Origin of the sequence: Citreicella sp. C3M06 (assembly GCF_018860705.1) — a bacterium.
Taxonomy (GTDB): domain Bacteria; phylum Pseudomonadota; class Alphaproteobacteria; order Rhodobacterales; family Rhodobacteraceae; genus Salipiger.
This window is the reverse complement of sequence record NZ_JAHKQA010000043.1, coordinates 1-17,330: the sequence shown is the minus strand read 5'-3', so window position 1 is coordinate 17,330 and position 17,330 is coordinate 1. Positions and strand designations below refer to the sequence as shown.

General features: G+C 66.0%; 13 protein-coding genes and 1 pseudogene. 5 read left to right on the top strand and 9 right to left on the bottom strand.

Annotated features, from left to right (window positions below):
* Positions 1-93: 93 nt before the first annotated feature.
* A complete protein-coding gene (locus KO516_RS09915) occupies positions 94-276 on the bottom strand; it encodes a DUF3008 family protein (RefSeq protein WP_216003629.1) in 183 nt (60 codons plus the stop codon).
* Between the two features lie 129 nt (positions 277-405).
* Here KO516_RS09915 and KO516_RS09910 point away from each other — a divergent pair, with 129 nt between their 5' ends.
* Entirely contained in the window at positions 406-1,227 is an 822-nt protein-coding gene (locus tag KO516_RS09910) for a DUF305 domain-containing protein (RefSeq protein WP_216003628.1), read from the top strand.
* A gap of 331 nt (positions 1,228-1,558) precedes the next feature.
* Complete coding sequence (locus KO516_RS09905) at positions 1,559-1,930, top strand: hypothetical protein (protein WP_216003627.1); 372 nt, start codon at positions 1,559-1,561, stop codon at positions 1,928-1,930.
* Positions 1,931-1,950: 20 nt separating this feature from the next.
* Here the strand turns inward: KO516_RS09905 and KO516_RS24630 are convergent, their stop codons facing one another.
* Complete coding sequence (locus KO516_RS24630; RefSeq protein WP_305833271.1) at positions 1,951-5,397, bottom strand: M10 family metallopeptidase C-terminal domain-containing protein; 3,447 nt, start codon at positions 5,395-5,397, stop codon at positions 1,951-1,953.
* A gap of 163 nt (positions 5,398-5,560) precedes the next feature.
* Here KO516_RS24630 and KO516_RS09875 point away from each other — a divergent pair, with 163 nt between their 5' ends.
* Positions 5,561-8,662, top strand: a complete 3,102-nt coding sequence (locus tag KO516_RS09875) for an AAA family ATPase (RefSeq protein WP_216003626.1) — start codon at positions 5,561-5,563, stop codon at positions 8,660-8,662.
* 701 nt (positions 8,663-9,363) lie between these two features.
* Here the strand turns inward: KO516_RS09875 and KO516_RS09870 are convergent.
* The 6 genes from KO516_RS09870 to KO516_RS09845 all read right to left on the bottom strand — a co-directional run bounded on the left by KO516_RS09870 (position 9,364) and on the right by KO516_RS09845 (position 14,876).
* On the bottom strand, positions 9,364-10,017 hold the full coding sequence (locus KO516_RS09870; protein WP_216003625.1) for a GntR family transcriptional regulator: 654 nt from the start codon (positions 10,015-10,017) through the stop codon (positions 9,364-9,366).
* A 23-nt stretch (positions 10,018-10,040) separates the two neighbouring features.
* Positions 10,041-10,817, bottom strand: a complete 777-nt coding sequence (locus tag KO516_RS09865; protein WP_216003624.1) for an ABC transporter permease — start codon at positions 10,815-10,817, stop codon at positions 10,041-10,043.
* Between the two features lies 1 nt (position 10,818).
* Entirely contained in the window at positions 10,819-11,661 is an 843-nt protein-coding gene (locus tag KO516_RS09860) for an ABC transporter permease (protein WP_216003623.1), read from the bottom strand.
* Entirely contained in the window at positions 11,658-12,740 is a 1,083-nt protein-coding gene (locus KO516_RS09855) for an ABC transporter ATP-binding protein (RefSeq protein WP_216003622.1), read from the bottom strand. The genes KO516_RS09860 and KO516_RS09855 overlap by 4 nt, the downstream gene beginning before the upstream one ends.
* Before the next feature lie 70 nt (positions 12,741-12,810).
* Positions 12,811-13,857: a PotD/PotF family extracellular solute-binding protein gene (locus KO516_RS09850; protein WP_216003621.1), complete on the bottom strand. Its 1,047-nt coding sequence runs from the start codon at positions 13,855-13,857 to the stop codon at positions 12,811-12,813.
* Positions 13,858-13,901: 44 nt separating this feature from the next.
* Complete coding sequence (locus KO516_RS09845) at positions 13,902-14,876, bottom strand: isopenicillin N synthase family oxygenase (RefSeq protein WP_216003620.1); 975 nt, start codon at positions 14,874-14,876, stop codon at positions 13,902-13,904.
* Positions 14,877-15,039: 163 nt separating this feature from the next.
* Between KO516_RS09845 and KO516_RS09840 the strand changes: the two genes are divergently transcribed.
* On the top strand, positions 15,040-15,984 hold the full coding sequence (locus KO516_RS09840) for a nucleoside hydrolase (RefSeq protein ID WP_371742065.1): 945 nt from the start codon (positions 15,040-15,042) through the stop codon (positions 15,982-15,984).
* Positions 15,985-16,306: 322 nt separating this feature from the next.
* Here the strand turns inward: KO516_RS09840 and KO516_RS09835 are convergent, their stop codons facing one another.
* Positions 16,307-16,663 carry a hypothetical protein gene (locus tag KO516_RS09835; RefSeq protein WP_216003618.1) on the bottom strand — a complete coding sequence of 119 codons (357 nt, stop codon included), beginning with the start codon at positions 16,661-16,663 and terminating at the stop codon, positions 16,307-16,309.
* 276 nt (positions 16,664-16,939) lie between these two features.
* Here KO516_RS09835 and KO516_RS09830 point away from each other — a divergent pair.
* Positions 16,940-17,258, top strand: a pseudogene (locus KO516_RS09830) (transposase); the annotation flags it as partial.
* Positions 17,259-17,330: the final 72 nt, after the last annotated feature.

Here is a 17,330-nt window from a genome sequence, read left to right as displayed (position 1 = left end):
ATCCTGCCGAGAAAATTCTACTTCCGCATCCACTTAAGATCGGGGGGGATTACCCGCTGAAATCGGGTTGGAAGCGCCTGTCGATCCGCGCGTCTATGACCTGTGTTCGGGTTTGCCCTCGCGCTTGGTGCCCGCGAAATCCTCAAGCTGGTCTTCGGACATCGACTCGTACATCGCGCGCGCGGCACCATTTAGTTCGCTTTCTTTCGTCTCACCGCGTTTCGCGGAAAGCGCGGCGCCGGCGGCTTTCTGTTGGGCTTTCGATTTGGCAGGCATGGGGTTCCTCCGTTCATTCTGATCCTGAGTCAGAACAGGAAGCTTCAACGCCTGGTCCTGAGGATTGTTCCGGGAACCTTTCCGCCTGCGGGCGCGCTTTGAGTCGCATGTTCGCCATTGGAAAGTACGATGACATACACCCGCTTCGCCCTGACGATCGTGACGTCGACAATCGTCATGTTCGTGCTGATGTATTTGAACACCTACGCTCTGGAGCATGTCTTTTTCAGCGAGACACGTGTCTACATGGCGATCCTCATGGGGGCGACCATGGCCTTGGTCATGCTGGCGTTCATGGCCTCGATGTATCCCAGCCGCATCGTCAACGCCTGCATCTTTGCAGGCAGTCTCGTGCTGTTCGGCCTCTCGCTCTGGCTGGTGCGCAGCCAGAGCACCGTGAACGGGGAAAGCTACATGCGGGCGATGATTCCGCACCATTCCATCGCGATCATGACGTCGCAGCGGGCCGGAATCGAGGATGCACGGGTCGCCGAGCTCGCAGAAAGCATCGCCCGGGCGCAGAGAAAGGAAATCTCTGAAATGCGGGCCCTTGCCGCCGATCTTGATGCAGGGCGCGTCGTGCAGAAGGTCTATGAAGACCCGGCACCACGCAGCGGCACGCTTGATGACGCCCTCAACAACACGCTGCTGTCCGAGCTCGATCTTGCGCCACTCTCCAGCGAGGCTGCCCCGGCCGGGCAAACCTGTGCCTTTCGCCGCACCCGCGCCGAAGACCCCATCTTGATCTCCAGTGCCGACGGCAGCGAGGCGGTCGTCAGTCTGAACGGCGTGACCCTGCCGCTTGAGGGCCGCGACGCCGGGACCGGTTTCGCCACGGCGGGGCTCGATATTGCGATCATCCCGGACGAGCAATGGCGCTTCGACGATCGCTTGACCTTCCGGCTCGACCCCGGGCCGACCGTCGCCTACGGCGGCGACTGGTCTTGCTGAACAATTCAACCGAATGGACCTTGGCGGGCATTGCCGGGCTGATCCGCATCGAAAGCTGATCATCACGCTGTTTCCGGTTCGCCGGTTCAGCCGCTACGATCAGAACGCTCTGCCGAATGACCCGGACGCAAATGCCCGTAAAGCAAATAGGAACCTGATCTGCGGATCCCATCCACTGCCCGGCAGTGCAAGTTTACATGCACGAGAGGGAGGGCCAGCGGTGCAGGCCGCGCGAACAGGCCGGGCACAAGACCGCTTTGCGCAGAGCAAAAGCCGCTGAGAAAAACACCCCCAGCATGGACGCCGATCTTCAGGATGACCCCGCGGCGAGATGCTCGATGCCTACCGGCGCGGCGCCGAGATCGTCTTCGGCGTGCGCGAGCGGCGCGACAGCGACACATGGTTCAAGCGCCGCTCGGCTCGCGCCTATTACGCGCTGCTGCACCGGCTCGGGGTCGATCTGCTGCAGGATCACGCCGATTACCGCCTGATGAGCCGCAAGGCGCTGACCGCGCTGACCAGCTATGGCGAGGGCAACCTGTTCCTGCGCGGCCTCGTGCGCGATCTGGGCTTTCGCTCCGAGATCATGCTCTATGACCGCGCCGCCCGCTGCGAGGACGAAAGCAAGTACAGCCTTGGCAAGATGCTCTGGCTTGGCATCGAGGGGCGGACCTCGTTTTCGGTGCGTCCCGGCCCCGGCTGACAGTCAGGCAGGGCAGGGGGTCAGGCAAACAGGAAATCATCGGCGCCAAGCGCCGATGCCGAGATATCCTCCAGCACGATGATCGCCGCGCCGTCTCCGCTGCCCAGCACCGGGCCGCTGCCGTTGCTGCCTGCGCGCAGCACCTCGGCGCTGGTGCCCGCCGCGCGGATCGTCAGATCGGCAAAGCCGTCGATGGCGGTCCAGCCGGTCAGGTCCAGCAGGTCGGTGCCGGTCTCGAAACCCGTCACCGTGTCGATGCCAAAGCCGTCGGCAAAGAGGAACACATCGCGCGCGCCGTCCCCCTGACTGATCAGCAGGTCGCTGCCGGTGCCGCCGCTGAAGCGGTCCTGCCCGATGCCGCCCGTCATGGTGTCGTCGCCCGCGCGCCCGCGCAGCACGTCATTGCCGCGCCCGCCGTCCAGCGCGTCGTTACCCGCGCCGCCGATCAGCGTGTCGTGGCCGCGATCGCCGGTCAGCGTGTCGTTGCCCGCGCTGCCGCGCAGCACATCCGAGCCGAGCAGCCCGTTCAGCGCATCGTTGCCTTCGCCGCCGGTCAGGCTGTTGGCCGCGTCGGTGCCGGTGATGGTGTCGTCGCCCGCGCCGCCTTGGGCGTTTTCGATGTTGCGCAGGCTTTCGGCGATGCTTCCCGCGCCAAGCGCCACGCCAAGCCGCAGGCTGATCGCCCAAGGCAGCGTCGCCGGATCGCCGTCATAGCTGACCCAGTCGTTGCCCGCCCCGCCATCAACACTGTCGGCCCCGATGTCGCCCATGAGCGTGTCGTCTCCGGCGCCCCCGATCAGGCTGTCGTCGCCGCCATCGCCATAAAGCCGGTCGTTGCCCGCGCCGCCGTCGATGGTATCGGCGCCGTAATGGCCCCACAGCCGGTTGGCGCGGTCATCGCCGGTGATCAGATCATCGCCCGCCCCGCCCACCGCGTTTTCGAACCCGGTCAGCGATTCGGTGCCTTCGGTGCTGGTGGCCTGCGCGCGATCGAGGTCGATCACCCAGCGCGCAAGGCTGTAGGCATAGCTGACGGTGTCGTTGCCCGCGCCGCCGAAAAGGCTGTCGGTGCCCACATCGCCGATCACCAGATCATCGCCGCCGCCGCCTTCGATCACGTCATCGCCGCTGCCGCCGCGCAGCTGATCGCTGCCCGCGTTGCCGCGCAGCGTGTCGTCGCCGTCAAGGCCCCAGACGGTGTCGCGCCCCGCGCCGCCGCGCAGGACATTGGCCTCGTTGCTGCCGTAAAGCGTATCGTCGCCGCCCCCGGCCAGCAGCGCCTCGATGCCGGTCAGGGTCTCGGTGCCGCCGCCGATGCGCTCGGCGGTGCCCGAATGCAGCGAGAACGCCCAATCGGCATCGCTGTAATCAAAGCGCAGATCGTCGAACCCCGCGCCGCCGTTGAAGATATCGAACCCAAAGCCCGCGATCAGCGTGTCATCGCCATTGTTGCCCATCAGGTGATCGTTGCCGTTGCCGCCCTCCAGCCAGTCGCCCCCGCCCTGCCCGCGCAGGGTATCGTTGCCGGTGCCGCCTTCGATACGGTCGGCGCCGTTGCCGCCCACCAGCCGGTCGGCGCTGTTGCCCCCGGCAAGGGTATCGTTGCCGCCATGGCCGCGCAGCGTATCGTTGCCGTTGCCGCCATGGATCAGATCGGTGCCCGCATCGCCCTGCAGGCTGTCATTGCCAAGCCCGCCGTACAGCGCATCGGCACCCCAGCCACCGGCAAGGGTGTCGTTGTCACCATTGCCGCGCAGCGTGTCGGCCCCGGCGTTGCCAGCCAACTGGTCGCGGCTGGCATTGCCCGACAGGCTGTCGTCGCCCTGACCGCCAGACAGCGTGTCGCGGTTGCCGCCGCCGCGCAGGGTGTCATTGCCGATGCCGCCGTCCAGTCGGTTGCCCGAGCCGTCACCGATCAGCGTGTCATCGCCCGCTCCGGCGATGGCGGCTTCGATCTCGATCACTGCTTCGGGGTCATAGCCGGGCCGGGCGGCGGTTTGCGCGGCAAGATCGATGATCAGATCGCCCGCCGCATAGCTGTAATCGGCGGTATCGAACCCGGCCCCGCCATTCAGCGAATCCTCGCCGTCGCCGCCGATCAGCCAATCGTCGCCCAGCCCGCCGTAAAGCGAATCGTCGCCCGTGCCGCCGATCAGCGTATCGGCCCCGTCGAGTCCAAGAAGCAGATCGTCGCCGCGTTCGCCATCCAGATGGTTCGCGCTGTTGCCGCCGCTGATGGTGTCGCGCGAGGAGCCGCCGATCGCGCCTTCGATACGTGCGATGTCATGATCCAGCGCGCCGCCCGAGGCAAGATCGGCACGGCCGCTGGCAAGGTCGATGATCAGGCGGCTGTCGCGATTGGAATAATCCACGATGTCGAAACCAAGCCCTCCGTCGATGTCGTTCGACCCCGCATAGGGCCGGATCAGGTCATTGCCGCGCCCGCCGATCATCGTGTCATCGCAGAAGCCGCCGATCAGGGTATCGTTGCCGCGCCGCCCTTCGAGCGTGTTGTATCCCGAATTACCGATCAGGCTGTCGTCGCCGCCGCCGCCGATGGCGTTTTCGACCAGCACCCCCGGCGCGATCGACAGGTTGAACAGGGTGCCCCCCAGCGATGAAAACTCGGTGGCGTTCAGGTCGATGACCGAGGCGACGGTATAGCCCGATGCGTCGATGGTATCGGTGCCTCCGGTATCCCAGATCGCGCCGAAGATGGCATCGGTGTCCGCGCTCAGCGTCCACCAGTCGCGCCCGGTGTTCGAATTGAACCCATAGAACGTATCGCCCTCAAAGGCGCTGTCATTGGCCCCGTACAGGCGCTGGATCGCCATGACATCGTGCAGCATCAAGGTGCCGTTGCCCGCCCGGTTCCAGTTGGCGCCGGTGTTGTCGGCGCCGAAATAGCTCATGACGGTATATTGGCGGGTGTCCTGGATATAGTCTGCGTCCTGATCGTAGGTGATCATCTGCGTCGGATCATTGGGATCGTTGTTGTAATCGCCGGGGTGGTACAGCCCCAGCGCGTGCAGGAATTCATGCAGCGCGTGCCCGCTCGAGAAATTCTGTTGCAGGGTCACGCGGGTCTGGCCGGTGAACTGGTCGGGGTTGTCGCTATCCAGATCGAAGGTGGAATACGATTCGCCGAACGAACGGTCGCGGGTTTGGATCTGGATCTGCGCGTCGCGGTTGATGCCCAGATAATCCAGCGTCAGATCTGCCACATCCAGAATGCGGTTCACCACGCCAACGCGCACCTGATCGCGCTCGGCGGGGTTCAGGGCGCTTTCGGTGCCCGGCTGTCCGGTGTCGATGATCTCGTCGAAGGGCACAAAGGAAAACGACACGGTGGCGCGCTCTCCCCAGCCGTCATTGCCCCAGCGCATGCCCTGCACCCCGGAATTGCTTTTGTCCCGGTCGAGGATCTGGCTCGAGGCGGCGTAATCGGTAAGCGAATTTGTCGGCATGGTGAAATCACCTTTCTGAAATGGCGTGAACTCGTACGGGCACAGCATCGCGCGGCGCGCCGGTTCAGTCCTGACGGAATCCTGACCATGGGCGGGGGTATACCTGTCTTTACCGATGCGGCGGCGTGGCGGATGCTGATGCGGTGTCGATGCGGGGGCAACAATGCGTCTGAGGTTCCATTCCTACGAGCTGGATACCGATTGCCGCGAGCTGCGCCGCGACGGTGTGCCGGTCGGCGTGCCGCCGCGCGCCTTTGCGCTGCTGGCCTATCTGGCCGAGCACCGGCACCGGCTGGTGCCCAAGGCCGAACTGCTCGACCGGTTCTGGCCGGTCGATGTGTCCGAGGCGGCCTTGCAAAAGGCGATCAGCCTTGCCCGCAAGGCGGTGGCCGATGCCACGGTGATCCAGACCCACCACGGCCTTGGCTTCCGCTTCGTGGCGCCGGTGCTGGCGGTGCCGGACGCGGGGGGCGGGGCCGCGCCGCCGTGCATCGCCGAACGGCGGCCGGTCGCGGTGCTGGCGCTGCGCTGCGCGATGGCCGATCCGGCGCGGATCGAGACATTCCTGCGCGCCGGCAAGGCGGCGGTCGAAACCCATGGCGGCTGTCTGCTGCATCTCAAGCCCGACGGGTTCACCGCCGGGTTCGGCATCGAGCCGGCCTGCGAGGATGGCACCCGCCGCGCCGCGCAATGCGCCTTGGCGCTGCGCGGCGCGGCCGAGGCGCCAGAGCTGTGCCTTGCGGTCGAAACCGGCCCGCTGGATCTGCCCGGCCCGTGCCGCCCCCCCGCCCGCGCCGAGCGCCGCGCCTGGGCGCTGTCGGGCATCGGGGCGCCGGGCACGGTGATCCTTGGCGCCGCGGCGCGGCAGTTGCTGCACGGCGAAATCCGCGTGACCGCCGGCCCCGATCCGGGCAGCTGGCAGATGCGCGGCGTGCCGGGCTTTGGCGTCGGGCTTCCGGCGCGGCCGGGGCCGCGGTTCGGGCGGTTTGTCGGGCGCGATGTCGAAATCGCGTTTCTGCGGGCGGCGGTGGCGCAGGCGGTCGCGGGCGAAGGCCGCGCCGTGCTGCTGACCGGCCCGGCGGGCATCGGCAAATCGCGCCTGCTGGCCGAGCTGCGGCGCGATCCGGGTGCGGCGGGGGTGCGGCAGGTGACCGCCCAGTGCCTGCCGCGCCTGCGCCATTCGCCCGGCGCGCCGGTGCGCGCGCTGTGCCGGGCGCTGTTCGGCGATCACTGGCCGGGCGGCGCTTGCGATGCGGTCGACGCGGCGCTGGCGGCGGGGTTTCTGGGGCAGGGCGGGCAGGGCGCGGCGCTGCACGATCTGACCCCGCAAGAGCTGCGCCAGCGCAGCCATGCGCTGCTGACCGGGGCGGTGCAGCACGCGGCCCGCGCCGCGCCCCTGATCGCGGTGATCGAGGATGTGCACTGGGCCGATGACACCTCGCTGGATGCGCTGGATGCGCTGGCCCGCGCCTGCGATGGGCACCGGGTGCTGTTGCTGCTGACCAGCCGCCCCGATCCGCGCGCCGAGGCGCTGACCGAGGCCACGCTGGCGCTGCCGCCGCTGGGCGACCGCGACAGCCTGGCCATGGTGCGCGACGTGCCGGGGCTTGCGCCGGGGGCGGCGATGCGGCTGGTCCAGCGCGCCGGGGGCAACCCGTTCTTCCTTGAGGAACTGGCGCTTGCCGCCCCGACGGGCACGGCGCTGCCCGCCACGGTCCAGGCGGTGATCTCGGGGCGGATCGGCGCGCTGGACGCGGATCTGCGCCAGCTGGTGCTGGCGGTGGCGGCGATCGGCCCGCCCGCCGATCAGGCGCTGGCGGCGGGGCTGCTGGGCCGCCCCGCCGATGCGCTGACCCCGCAGATCGACGCGCTGTGCGGCGCGGGGCTGCTGCGGCGCACGCCGGGGGGGCTGGTGTTCCGGCACATGCTGATCCTCGATGCCGCCTATGACATGATCGCCCCGTCCGAACGCGCCCGGCTGCACCTGCACATCGCCCGCACGCTGGAGGCGGGGGCCGATCCGGTGCTGCCCGAACGGCTGGCATGGCACTGGCAGGAAGCGGCGCGGCCCGCGCGCGCGCTGCCGCATTGGGCGGCGGCCAGCCGCGCCGCCCTGCGCCGGTCGGCCCGCCCCGAGGCGGTGGCCTTTGCCGATGCCGGGCTGGCGCTGCTGCGTGGCGACAGCGACGATGACGCCCGCGCCGAGCTGGATCTGCTGCTGTCGAAGGCCCCGGCGCTGTCGGTTCTGCGCGGCTTTCCCGCCCCCGAGGTCGGCGCGGCCTATGCCCGCGCCCGCCATCTGAGCGCCCGCGTCGGCACACCAAAGACCGACATCCGCGCGCTGGTGGGCCTGTGGATCCACGCCTGGGTGTCGGGCGACCTGACCCGCGCGCTGGATCTTGCCGAAGACCTGCGCGCCATCGCTCAAAACCTGCCCGACCCGGCGCTGTCGCTTCAGGCCCACGCCGGGGTGGGGCAGGTGCTGGTGCATCGCGGCCAGCTGGCGGCGGCGACGCAGGCGCTTGACCTTGGCCTTGCCGGGCTGGACCAGACGCCGCCGCAAACCGTTCCGGCGCAGAACGCCGCCGTCGCCTGCGCCTGCTATGCGCTGTGGGCCGCCAGCCTGCGCGGCAATCGCGCCGCCGCCGCGCGCCACCTTGCCCGAGCGGGGCAGCTGCGCGATCTGCGCGAAAACCCCTATGCGAGCGCGATCCACGCGGCGCTCACCAGCGAACATCACATGTTTATCCACGCCCCCGAAGCGTGCCTGCAGGCCGCCGACCGCGCCGTCGCGCTTGGCCGCGCGCATGATTTCCCGTTCTGGCGCGGCACCGGGCTGGTGATGCGCGGCTGGGCGCTGGGGCAGCTGGGCGATACGGCGCAGGGGCTGGCGGCGCTGGAACGCGGCATTGCGATCTTTGGCGCGACCGGGGCCGGGGTGCAGATGGCCAACTGGCACGGGCTGCGCGCCGAAACCCTGCAATGCGCCGGGCGAATGCGGGATGCCCGCGATGCCGCCGCCCATGCGCTGCGCTGCGCCGGGCGCACGGGGGATGTGTTCTTTACCCCGCGCATCCACCAGCTTGCCGCCCGCCTTGCGCCGCCGCCCGCCTTGCGCCGCCGCGCGCCGCTCGCGCCCATGCGGCGCGGGCCCGCGCCCTTGCGGCGAGCTTTGGCATGGATGCCGCCGCACTGCCCGGCGTGTGTTAGGGCGCGGCGGCTCGCTGTGAATCCCAAAGACAAAATGGCCACGGAAACGGCCTGATGATCTGACCGTTGCGGAGTAGGATTCCGCAATCGGTCACCTGAAGCCGATGAGCGGAGGGTGAGGAGATGTATCCTGTGGACTTATACGACCGTGTCCGTCAGTTCCAGCATGTTCGCTCAATGTGGATTATGTAATAAATGCGCAGGATGTCCCACCATTCAAAATGTCGGATGTGTGCGAGATTCAATTGGTCGTCCTGTCCGAGTGCCCCATCGGTGCTTCAGTTGGCTTTTGAATAGACCCACGCCTAGTCTCTTCCAAGCTCAGAAGGCGATCTCCGAATGAACGCCTGTTCGACCTTCAGGCCGTGAGGCAGCGATCGACGCTGGAACCTGTGGACTTGGCCCGCTGCGGGTTTCGTGGACACCTGATTAGGTTTGCATCGCGCGTCATGCAGCCCTGCTCAGCTTCGCTTTGCGCGGACCACGTCTCTCGCGTGTTTATGGGAGGTGACGACCGGGCCGAAGATCTCCACGGTCACCGCCGGGTTGCCCTGCGTGACCTCGGCGAACAGCGTCGGCTGGTAGTTTGCCCGCGCGCTCGAAGGGCGCACCGCCGCAGAGAACCTCGGCTCCCAGCCCGGCCACCACCTGCATGATGCCATCGATCCGGGCCACCAGCCTAGCCGAGATAATCGGCGAGAAGCCCCGCGGCGGCCAGCGCATTCGGCGGGCTGCGCAAGCGTTCAGCTGATCGGTCTAGTCGGTAACAAACAGCGATCTGGTCGTTACCCAGGCGCGCTCGACGAGGGCCATCGTAACTTTCTCCGCCCCATCGGCCCGCCCTGCGCGGATTTCGCTGATCATCGACCGGTTGCTCTCGATCATGTCGCCGACGAGGCCCGTCGCGATGCGGTAAGCGCGGTGTCGGTAGCGCAGCGCTGGCTTGTCGAGCTGCGCTAGCAACTTCGCGAGCACGCTGTTGCCGCAATTCTCGTGCAGCAGCGCGGTCATCCGAACGTTGGCATCGAAGGCCGCTTCGTGGTCGCCACCGACATGCGCCTGCTGCATCGCGCTCAGCTCGGCATCGAGCGCATCGGCAATCCCGACGTGGTCCAGCCTGCCGGCAAGCAGCCGGCTGCAGGTGCCTTCGAGCGGGATGCGGCAGGCCGAGATCTCGTCCAGCACCTCGACCGACATATCCGTCACCCGCGCTCCGAAACGCGGGCGACGCTCGACGAGGCCACGGTTTTCGAGGATCTGCAGCGCCTCGCGAAGCGGCGAGCGGGACACGCCGAACACCGCGCACAGCTCGAGCTCGCGAAGCTTCTCGCCGGGGGCATATGTCTCGCGGATGATCGAATCCTCGAGGCGATCCGCCAATTCGAGCCCGATCGGCCGCATCACCAACATCTGCTCTACCCTCTGCATCGCAGTCATTTCTTACCAAACACGAGATCTGCCAGCCCGAGCAATAGCACGGTCATAATGATCGAAACAGTCGAGACGGCAGCCGCTTCTGGCGTGAAGTTGAACCGCAGGTAATCATAGAGCTGGATCGGCAGCGGCGCCGAGCCCGAGCCTTTCAGGATGAAGGAGATGCCGAAGGTGTCGAAGCTGATGATGAAGGCAAAGACCGCGCCGGTGGCCACGCCGGGCGCGATCAGCGGCAGGGTGATGCGGCGGAAGGCGGTGTATCGGCTGGCCCCCAGCGTGCGTGCCGCAAGCTCCGCCGCATCGTCGCGCGACTGCAGCGAGGTTACTACATTCAGGAACACGAAGGGCAGCGTCATCAGCACGTGGCCGGTGAACAGCGCGATCTTGTGCTCGGTGCCGATGCCGATTTCGTAGAAGAAGAATAGCAGCGCGATGGCCGTCAGGATCTCGGGCAGGATCAGCGGCAGCAGCACGCCGATACGCACCAGCTCAGCCTCGCGTCTAGCGTGGCGCACGAAGTAGAGCGCCGCCATCGTGCCCACCACCAGCGACACCGCCGTGGCGCAAGCCGCAAGGATCGCCGAGTAGAGGATGGCGTTGATGAAGACGTCGTTCTGCAGGAAGGTCCAGAACCAGCGCAGGCTCAGTCCCTGCGGCGGGAAGGTCAGGAAGTTGCCAGCGTTGAACGAGGCGAGCACCACCACGGCGATCGGCGCGATCAGGAAGACGTAGACACAGACCCGCACCAGGGTCAGCAAGGGGGTGACCATCTGCATATTACTTCCACTCCATCCGGGTGAGCCGCGCGAAGACGAAGACCACCAGCCCCGCCGCCGCTGCGAGGGTCAGCGCCATAGCCGAGCCGAAGGGCCACTGGAACTGGTCGATCAGCGCATCCACCACCAGCAGGGTCGTGGTCTTCACCCGCATGCCGCCGACCAGCGCTGGCGTTACATAGGACGAGATCGCCAGCACGAAGACGAGGATGCAGCCCGCCTGCACGCCGGGCATCGAGACCGGGAATGTCACCCGGCGGAAGATTGTGAAGCGGCGCGCCCCGAGGGAGCGAGCGGCCTGTGCCACCGCCGGATCCATGGATTGCAGCGCCGACAAGAGCGGCAGCACCATGAACGGCAGGAACACATGCGCCAGCGCGAGCGCCACGCCGAAGTTGTTGTACATCAGCGGCAAGGGGCGCTGGATCAGTCCCATCTGCATCAGCGTCGCGTTGATGACCCCCGAGTTGCCCAGAAGAATTGTCCAGCCGTAGCTGCGCACGACGATCCCGACCAGCAACGGCGACAGCACGATGCCGTAGAGGATGGCACGCCAGCGCCGAGACGCGGTGACGATGTGCAGCGCGACGGGATAGGCCAGCGCAAGGCACACGAGCGTCGTCACCATGCCGAGCAGTATCGTATGCGGCAGCGACATGGCATAGTAGCCCTCCGAGAAGAACTGCGTGTAGCCCTCCAGCCCGAAACCTTCACCGTAGGGCGCGCCCTTGGCTCCGGGCGTGCGGAAGCTCATCACCAGGACGATGACATAGGGCAGGACCACGAAGAGAAAGATGATCGCCGCCGCCGGCAGGATCAGGACCGCACTGCGCAGCTTTCTCATGCCGCCACCCCGGCGGCGGCACCTGCCCCGCCCTGCATCGGCCAGAGCCGCTGTGCATCGAAGCTCAGTCCAACCGCCTGCCCCTCGGCGACGGTCTGGCTGGTCGGACCCAGAACCAGCAGCGGGCCACAATCGGTGTCAACGTGGTACTCGATGTGGCCGCCGCTGAAGTAGCGCTTGGCGATCCGCCCGCCGAGCTGCGCCGCAGCCGGATCGACCAATGCGATCTGCTCGGGGCGGGCCATGACGCGCAGGAGGGCTCCTGCCGGCGCCAGAGCCGCGCCCGGCAGCCGCAGCGTGCCGCCACCGGGCAGGATCAGCGAAGTGCCGCCCTCCTCCAGCGCGGCGACCGGCAGTTCGAGAATGTTCGCATTGCCGACGAATTTTGCCACCTCCTCGGTGACCGGGTGGTTGTAGACGTCCTCGGGCCGCGCCGCCTGCGCGATGGCGCCGTTGAACATCACCACAACACGGTCGGACATGGTCATCGCCTCGTCCTGGTCGTGGGTCACATAGATGGTGGTGATGCCGACGCGCTTCTGCAGATCGCGGATAAAACCGCGCATCTCGTCGCGCAGCTTGGCGTCGAGGTTCGCAAGCGGCTCGTCGAGCAGCAGGATCGCAGGCTCGATCACCAGCGCGCGGCCAAGCGCGACGCGCTGCTGCTGGCCTCCCGACAGCATCTTCGGGTAGCGGTCGGCGTATTGCGTGAGCTGGACCATGTCCATCGCCCGCGCAACTCGCTCCTTGATCTCGGCGCGCGGCACGCGGCGCATCTCGAGACCGAAGGCCAAGTTCTGCGCCACCGTCATATGCGGGAAGAGCGCGTAGGACTGGAACACCATGCCGATGTCGCGATTCTCCGGCAGTTTGCGAGAGATGTCCTTGTTGTCGAACAGGATCTTGCCGTCGGTGATCTCCTCGAACCCGGCGATGCACTTCAGCGTGGTCGACTTGCCGCAGCCCGACGGGCCGAGCAGGGAAACGAACTCGCCATGGTCGATATTCAGCGAGATGCCCTTCAGGGCTTCGGCCTTCCCGTAGGACTTCACCAACGAGAGGATGGAGACTTCGGTCATGTTATCGGACGTTCCTTGACTGAAAGGCCGCCCCGGACGTCCGGAGCGACCCTTGGCTGTAGCTGCGGGCTCAGGCCCCGAAGATTTGGTTCCAGCGGCGCGAGATCTCTTCGGCGTTGGAATTCATCAAATCCCAGTCCCACTTGATGAACTGTTCCATGGCCTCGCCGGAGACGGGAACATTCTTCAGCAGCTCGGCCGGGACCTCCACCTTCTTGTTGACCGGCGAGACGAAGAACTCGCGCATGAGCAATTCCTGCCCGGCCGGGCTCAGCACGAAGTTCAGGTACTGGTAGGCCTGCTCGCGTGCCGGAGTATTAGTGCAGATGTTGAAGGTCTGGTCCCACATCATCAGCCCCTCCTCGGGGATGATGCAGTCGACCGGCAGGCCTTGGTTGCGCAGCCGTGCGATCTCGCCGAAGTCGAAGGGCGCGACGGCGATCTCACCGGTGGCAAGGCCGGTGCTCATGTTGAAGTCGGTCTGGTAGACTGGTCCCAGTTCCGCAAGCTTGGCAAAGCCGGTCTCGAGATCGGTGATGCCCGAGCCGTAAAGCTTGGACGCCAGCATCAGGAACATTTTCCCGGCGCTGTTCTTGATGTTGTAGAGGCCCAGCCGTCCCTGCAGCTCGGGCATCTCCCAGAGATCCTTCCAGGACTTGGGCGGCGTCTGGATCATATCAGTTCGGTAGCCGATGCCGATCGGCGAGATCAGACCGACGGCCGCATAGCCCTCGGAGGCCTCTGTCGCCACCGGGTAGAGATCGGCGTAATTCGGCAGCTGCGCGAGGTCGAGCTTCTCGAAATAGCCCTCGTCACGCAGCACCGTGGCATAGATCTCGTTGGTCATGAGGCAGCCGTAGGGCGGATTCTCGACCCCCGCAGCGCGCATGTTGGTTGTGTAGACGCTGCCGAGACCGATATCGAGCTGCGGGTCGATCCCGGTTTCGTCGGTCAAGGCGGGCAGGAAGATTTCCTTCCAGAACTTCTCCCACGAGCCGCCATAGGTGGTGATGACGAGTTTCTCGGCCTGTGCGTAGACACCTGGCACATTGAGGACCGACGCGCCGCCAAGAGCGAGCAGCCCCTGCAGCATGCGGCGCCTGTTGATATCATTCATTGTTGAACTCCCTGTTGTCTGGGTCTTGTCGTTGCCTGGATGAATCAGGAGGCTTTCTTGCGATAGTCGTAGTTCTTGTTGAGCCGCTCGAGCAGGTAGTCGCCGTAAAGCACTGGCTCCATCTGCGCCGTCTCGCCCTTTTCCAGCATCTTTGCCGGGCACTCGACCAGCGCGCTCATCGAGGGATCGTAGAAGAACGGCTGCGAGTAGCGCTCGCGCCCGGTCAGGTTGCGTACCCGGTGCGGCGTCGAGACGAAGCGGCCGTTCGACCACTTGGCGAGGATGTCGCCGACGTTCATCACGAACGTGCCCTCGATCGGCGGCGCGGGGATCCAGTCGCCGCGCTTGTTGCGCACTTCGAGCCCGCCCACATCGTCCTGCTTGAGCAGGGTGACGAAGCCGTAATCGGTGTGCGGCGCAGAGCCGAACAGCTCTTCCTCGTCGGGCTGCTCGGGGTAGTGCAGAAGGCGCAGGAACAGGGTGGGGTCGATGAAGTGCTTGGCGAACCAGTCGCGCTCGAGACCCAGCGCCTCGGCCAGTGCGCCGGCGATCCGCTCACCGAGCTTGGTCATCTCGGCCATATACTCAAGCGCAGTCTTCTCGACATCGGGAAGCTGCGCCGGGAACTGGTTCGGCCCCTGCAGCGGCTCGCCCGCGTAGGCGGCATCCTCGGGCACCTCATGCATGATCATCAGGCTTTCGGAGCGGTTCGGCTTCGTCACCTTTGCCACCGAGGAGGTCACGATCGTCGAGCTCGACATCGGCATGTAGCCGCGATGGAAGCCGTTGATCTTGAGCGCCATCTTCTCTTCGAGCGGCAGATCGTGGAAGGCGGCGTTCATCTGGCGCATGCGCTCCACCAGATCCTCCGAAACGTCATGGCCTGCCAGATAGGCGAAGCCTGAGGTCTCAAGCGCGTCTTTCAGCGCCGCGACGGTTTCGGCGCGTGCCGCTTCCGACGCCCCTTCTGCGAGACCACCGAGGTCAACAACGGGAATGTTGTCGAAATCACCTTTCATAGCCGTATTCCTTCATGTCTACTGTATACAGAATACTGTGTTCCAAGTGGTCGGCGAGGTACGAGCCTTAAATGCTGAATCCTGCGCGCAACATTCAGATGGCCACGAAATTAGGCGAAATCAGACCGTCTCCGCTGAGACGAAAGACAAAGAGGTAACCAAGGTGCAGTCTAGACCCGTAATTATCGACACCGATCCCGGACAGGACGACGCCTTCGCGATTCTTCTCGCCCTAGCCTCGCCGGCGCTCGAGGTTCTCGGCCTGACCACGGTCGCCGGGAACATGGGGCTCGCGCAGACCACCGACAACGCCCGCCGTATCGTGGAACTCGCCGGCCACGCGGACATTCCGGTTTGTGCTGGCGCCGATCGCCCGCTGATGCGCCAGCCGCGCCCGGTTCCCGAGATCCACGGCGATACCGGTATCGACGGCTGGGACTGGGAAGAGGCCCGGCGCGGACCGGAGGCCGAAAGTGCCGTCGATTTCCTCGTCAGGACGCTGCGCGCGCATCCCACGCCCGTCACGCTGATCGTGCTCGGGCCGCAGACCAACATTGCGCTCGCGCTCAGCGTCGCGCCCGACATCAAGCGCAACATCGAGCGCATCGTCTTCATGGGCGGCGGCTTCTTCGAGGGCGGGAACATGACGCCCGCCGCTGAGTACAACATCCTCGTCGACCCCGAGGCGGCGCGGATCGTGCTGAAATCTGGTCTACCGATAACAGCCGTGCCGCTCGACTGCACCCATGCCACCGCTTCGCCGGTGCATTGGTCGCACCAGCTCGCTGCCCATGACGGCGAGGTCATGCAGGCTTGCGCGGGGATGATGGAATTCTTCGAGATTTATGGGAACAAGAAATACGGCACTGCGTCGCGGCCGCTACATGACGCCGTTGCCGTGGCAGCGCTGCTTTGGCCCGAGCTCTTCGAGGGCAAGCTCTGCCCCGTCGATGTCGAATGCGCCGGAGAGCTAACCACCGGCATGACGGTGGTCGACTGGCTGCGCCAGACCGGCCGCACCGACAATTGCCTGTGGCTGAATGGATGCACCGACTCAGCGGAAGTCTATCGCCGTATGGAAGCGGCGCTCGCCACCCTCGCCGCCTAGCGGCTGCCTGCGGGAGAGCCTCACGGCCCTCCTTCCCCTGCGCTGTTCAGTAGCCGCGCGCCCGGTCGACCACGACCTCCGACCGCTGGCCCCGCGCCAAGGCGCGGACGGCCTCGATCAGCTGGGTCGCGACGATTTTGGGTGACGACTGGCTAGCCAAATGGGGGCTAATCCTGATCGTCAGATGCCGCCACCCGCGACAGGGGGTCCCGCCGGAAACGTCCAGAGAGGCACCGGAAAGTGCCCACCATCGAGCGCGCGAGCAGTTCCGCGTCGACGAGGGGATCGCTTCCGCCGATCTGCAAGAGGTAGCCCCCCGAACTCAGCCGTGCGAAGAGCCCCACACCGAGGGCATTTCCGTTGCTTCGGTCAACGGCAGCGCGTTGATCTGATAATTCGCCTCTTCTGCCGCATCATGCACCGCCTGCGGTCCTGAGAGGTAGGTCACCCGTTCGAGCTGCGTTTCCTGCCGCGCGCGAGGCGACCCGGACAGGGTAGCCCAAGGTCGAAAGGACCCGTACGGTCGCCTGCCGCTCGGGCCAAAGCCCAGGATCGCGACGGCCGCGGAACTCAAACGCCGCACCTTAACCTCTGCCCAATCGCACCGCGCCGCCGCGTCTTCCATGACGCCGAAGGTCCGTTCGTGGTGCAGCACTTCATGCGCCGCGCGGCGCGGCATGTGCTGGGCCTGCTCCGTGTCGCGAACGCTATGACCGGGATCGGCCGGGCAGCCGTTCGCGCCCTGCCGAGTTCCTCCAACCAACCAAGCTTGCCGAAGATTTTTGGCGCATGGCTGCGGGCCAGCCACAGACGGTGAACACCGCTCGGTAACGGCTATCGCGCGGGTCCTGTCCGGCTGGACCACGACGATCGGGTCTCCACACCCCTGTCGGCTTTTCTGCGCGAATACTGAGGGGGATTTATATAGTGAATTGAGCGTGGTAGCTGGACTGCCCTGAGCAGGCCCATACCGCCGAGCCATAAAACCAAGAACTGGCCGACCCACCACAAAGCATTGAAGCGGCGCGGCACTTTGTCGATCCCTCGACCGGCAGCAAATGCTTGCATGTGGGAGAGGGTGGTTCGATCCGCAGATAGCTTGGACGCCTCCGCCGTCCGACAAGCGAGGCCGGTAGCCTCCGTATAGTGATGCCGCGATCCGGACGTGCCTGACCTTGAAAGTCTTGTTCGGCATGGCTCTTCGACAGACGACGGGTTTCGTCGAGAGCCTCCTGCCCATGGTCGGTCTCGACTGGGCAGTGCCGGACTTCAGCGGTAATCCCCCCGATCTTAGGGGATGCGGAAGTAGAATTTTCTGGGCAGGATTGTCCGTCGTCATATAAAAT

Bases quoted from the DNA above. Each gene is read 5' to 3' on its own strand.
- KO516_RS09845 (WP_216003620.1), bottom strand. From the start codon at position 14,876: ATGAAAGGTGATTTCGACAACATTCCCGTTGTTGACCTCGGTGGTCTC.
- KO516_RS09865 (WP_216003624.1), bottom strand. From the start codon at position 10,817: ATGCAGATGGTCACCCCCTTGCTGACCCTGGTGCGGGTCTGTGTCTAC.
- KO516_RS09850 (WP_216003621.1), bottom strand. From the start codon at position 13,857: ATGAATGATATCAACAGGCGCCGCATGCTGCAGGGGCTGCTCGCTCTT.
- KO516_RS09870 (WP_216003625.1), bottom strand. From the start codon at position 10,017: ATGTTGGTGATGCGGCCGATCGGGCTCGAATTGGCGGATCGCCTCGAG.
- KO516_RS09910 (WP_216003628.1), top strand. From the start codon at position 406: ATGACATACACCCGCTTCGCCCTGACGATCGTGACGTCGACAATCGTC.
- KO516_RS09905 (WP_216003627.1), top strand. From the start codon at position 1,559: ATGCTCGATGCCTACCGGCGCGGCGCCGAGATCGTCTTCGGCGTGCGC.
- KO516_RS09835 (WP_216003618.1), bottom strand. From the start codon at position 16,663: ATGCCGCGCCGCGCGGCGCATGAAGTGCTGCACCACGAACGGACCTTC.
- KO516_RS09860 (WP_216003623.1), bottom strand. From the start codon at position 11,661: ATGAGAAAGCTGCGCAGTGCGGTCCTGATCCTGCCGGCGGCGGCGATC.
- KO516_RS09855 (WP_216003622.1), bottom strand. From the start codon at position 12,740: ATGACCGAAGTCTCCATCCTCTCGTTGGTGAAGTCCTACGGGAAGGCC.
- KO516_RS24630 (WP_305833271.1), bottom strand. From the start codon at position 5,397: ATGCCGACAAATTCGCTTACCGATTACGCCGCCTCGAGCCAGATCCTC.
- KO516_RS09915 (WP_216003629.1), bottom strand. From the start codon at position 276: ATGCCTGCCAAATCGAAAGCCCAACAGAAAGCCGCCGGCGCCGCGCTT.
- KO516_RS09875 (WP_216003626.1), top strand. From the start codon at position 5,561: ATGCGTCTGAGGTTCCATTCCTACGAGCTGGATACCGATTGCCGCGAG.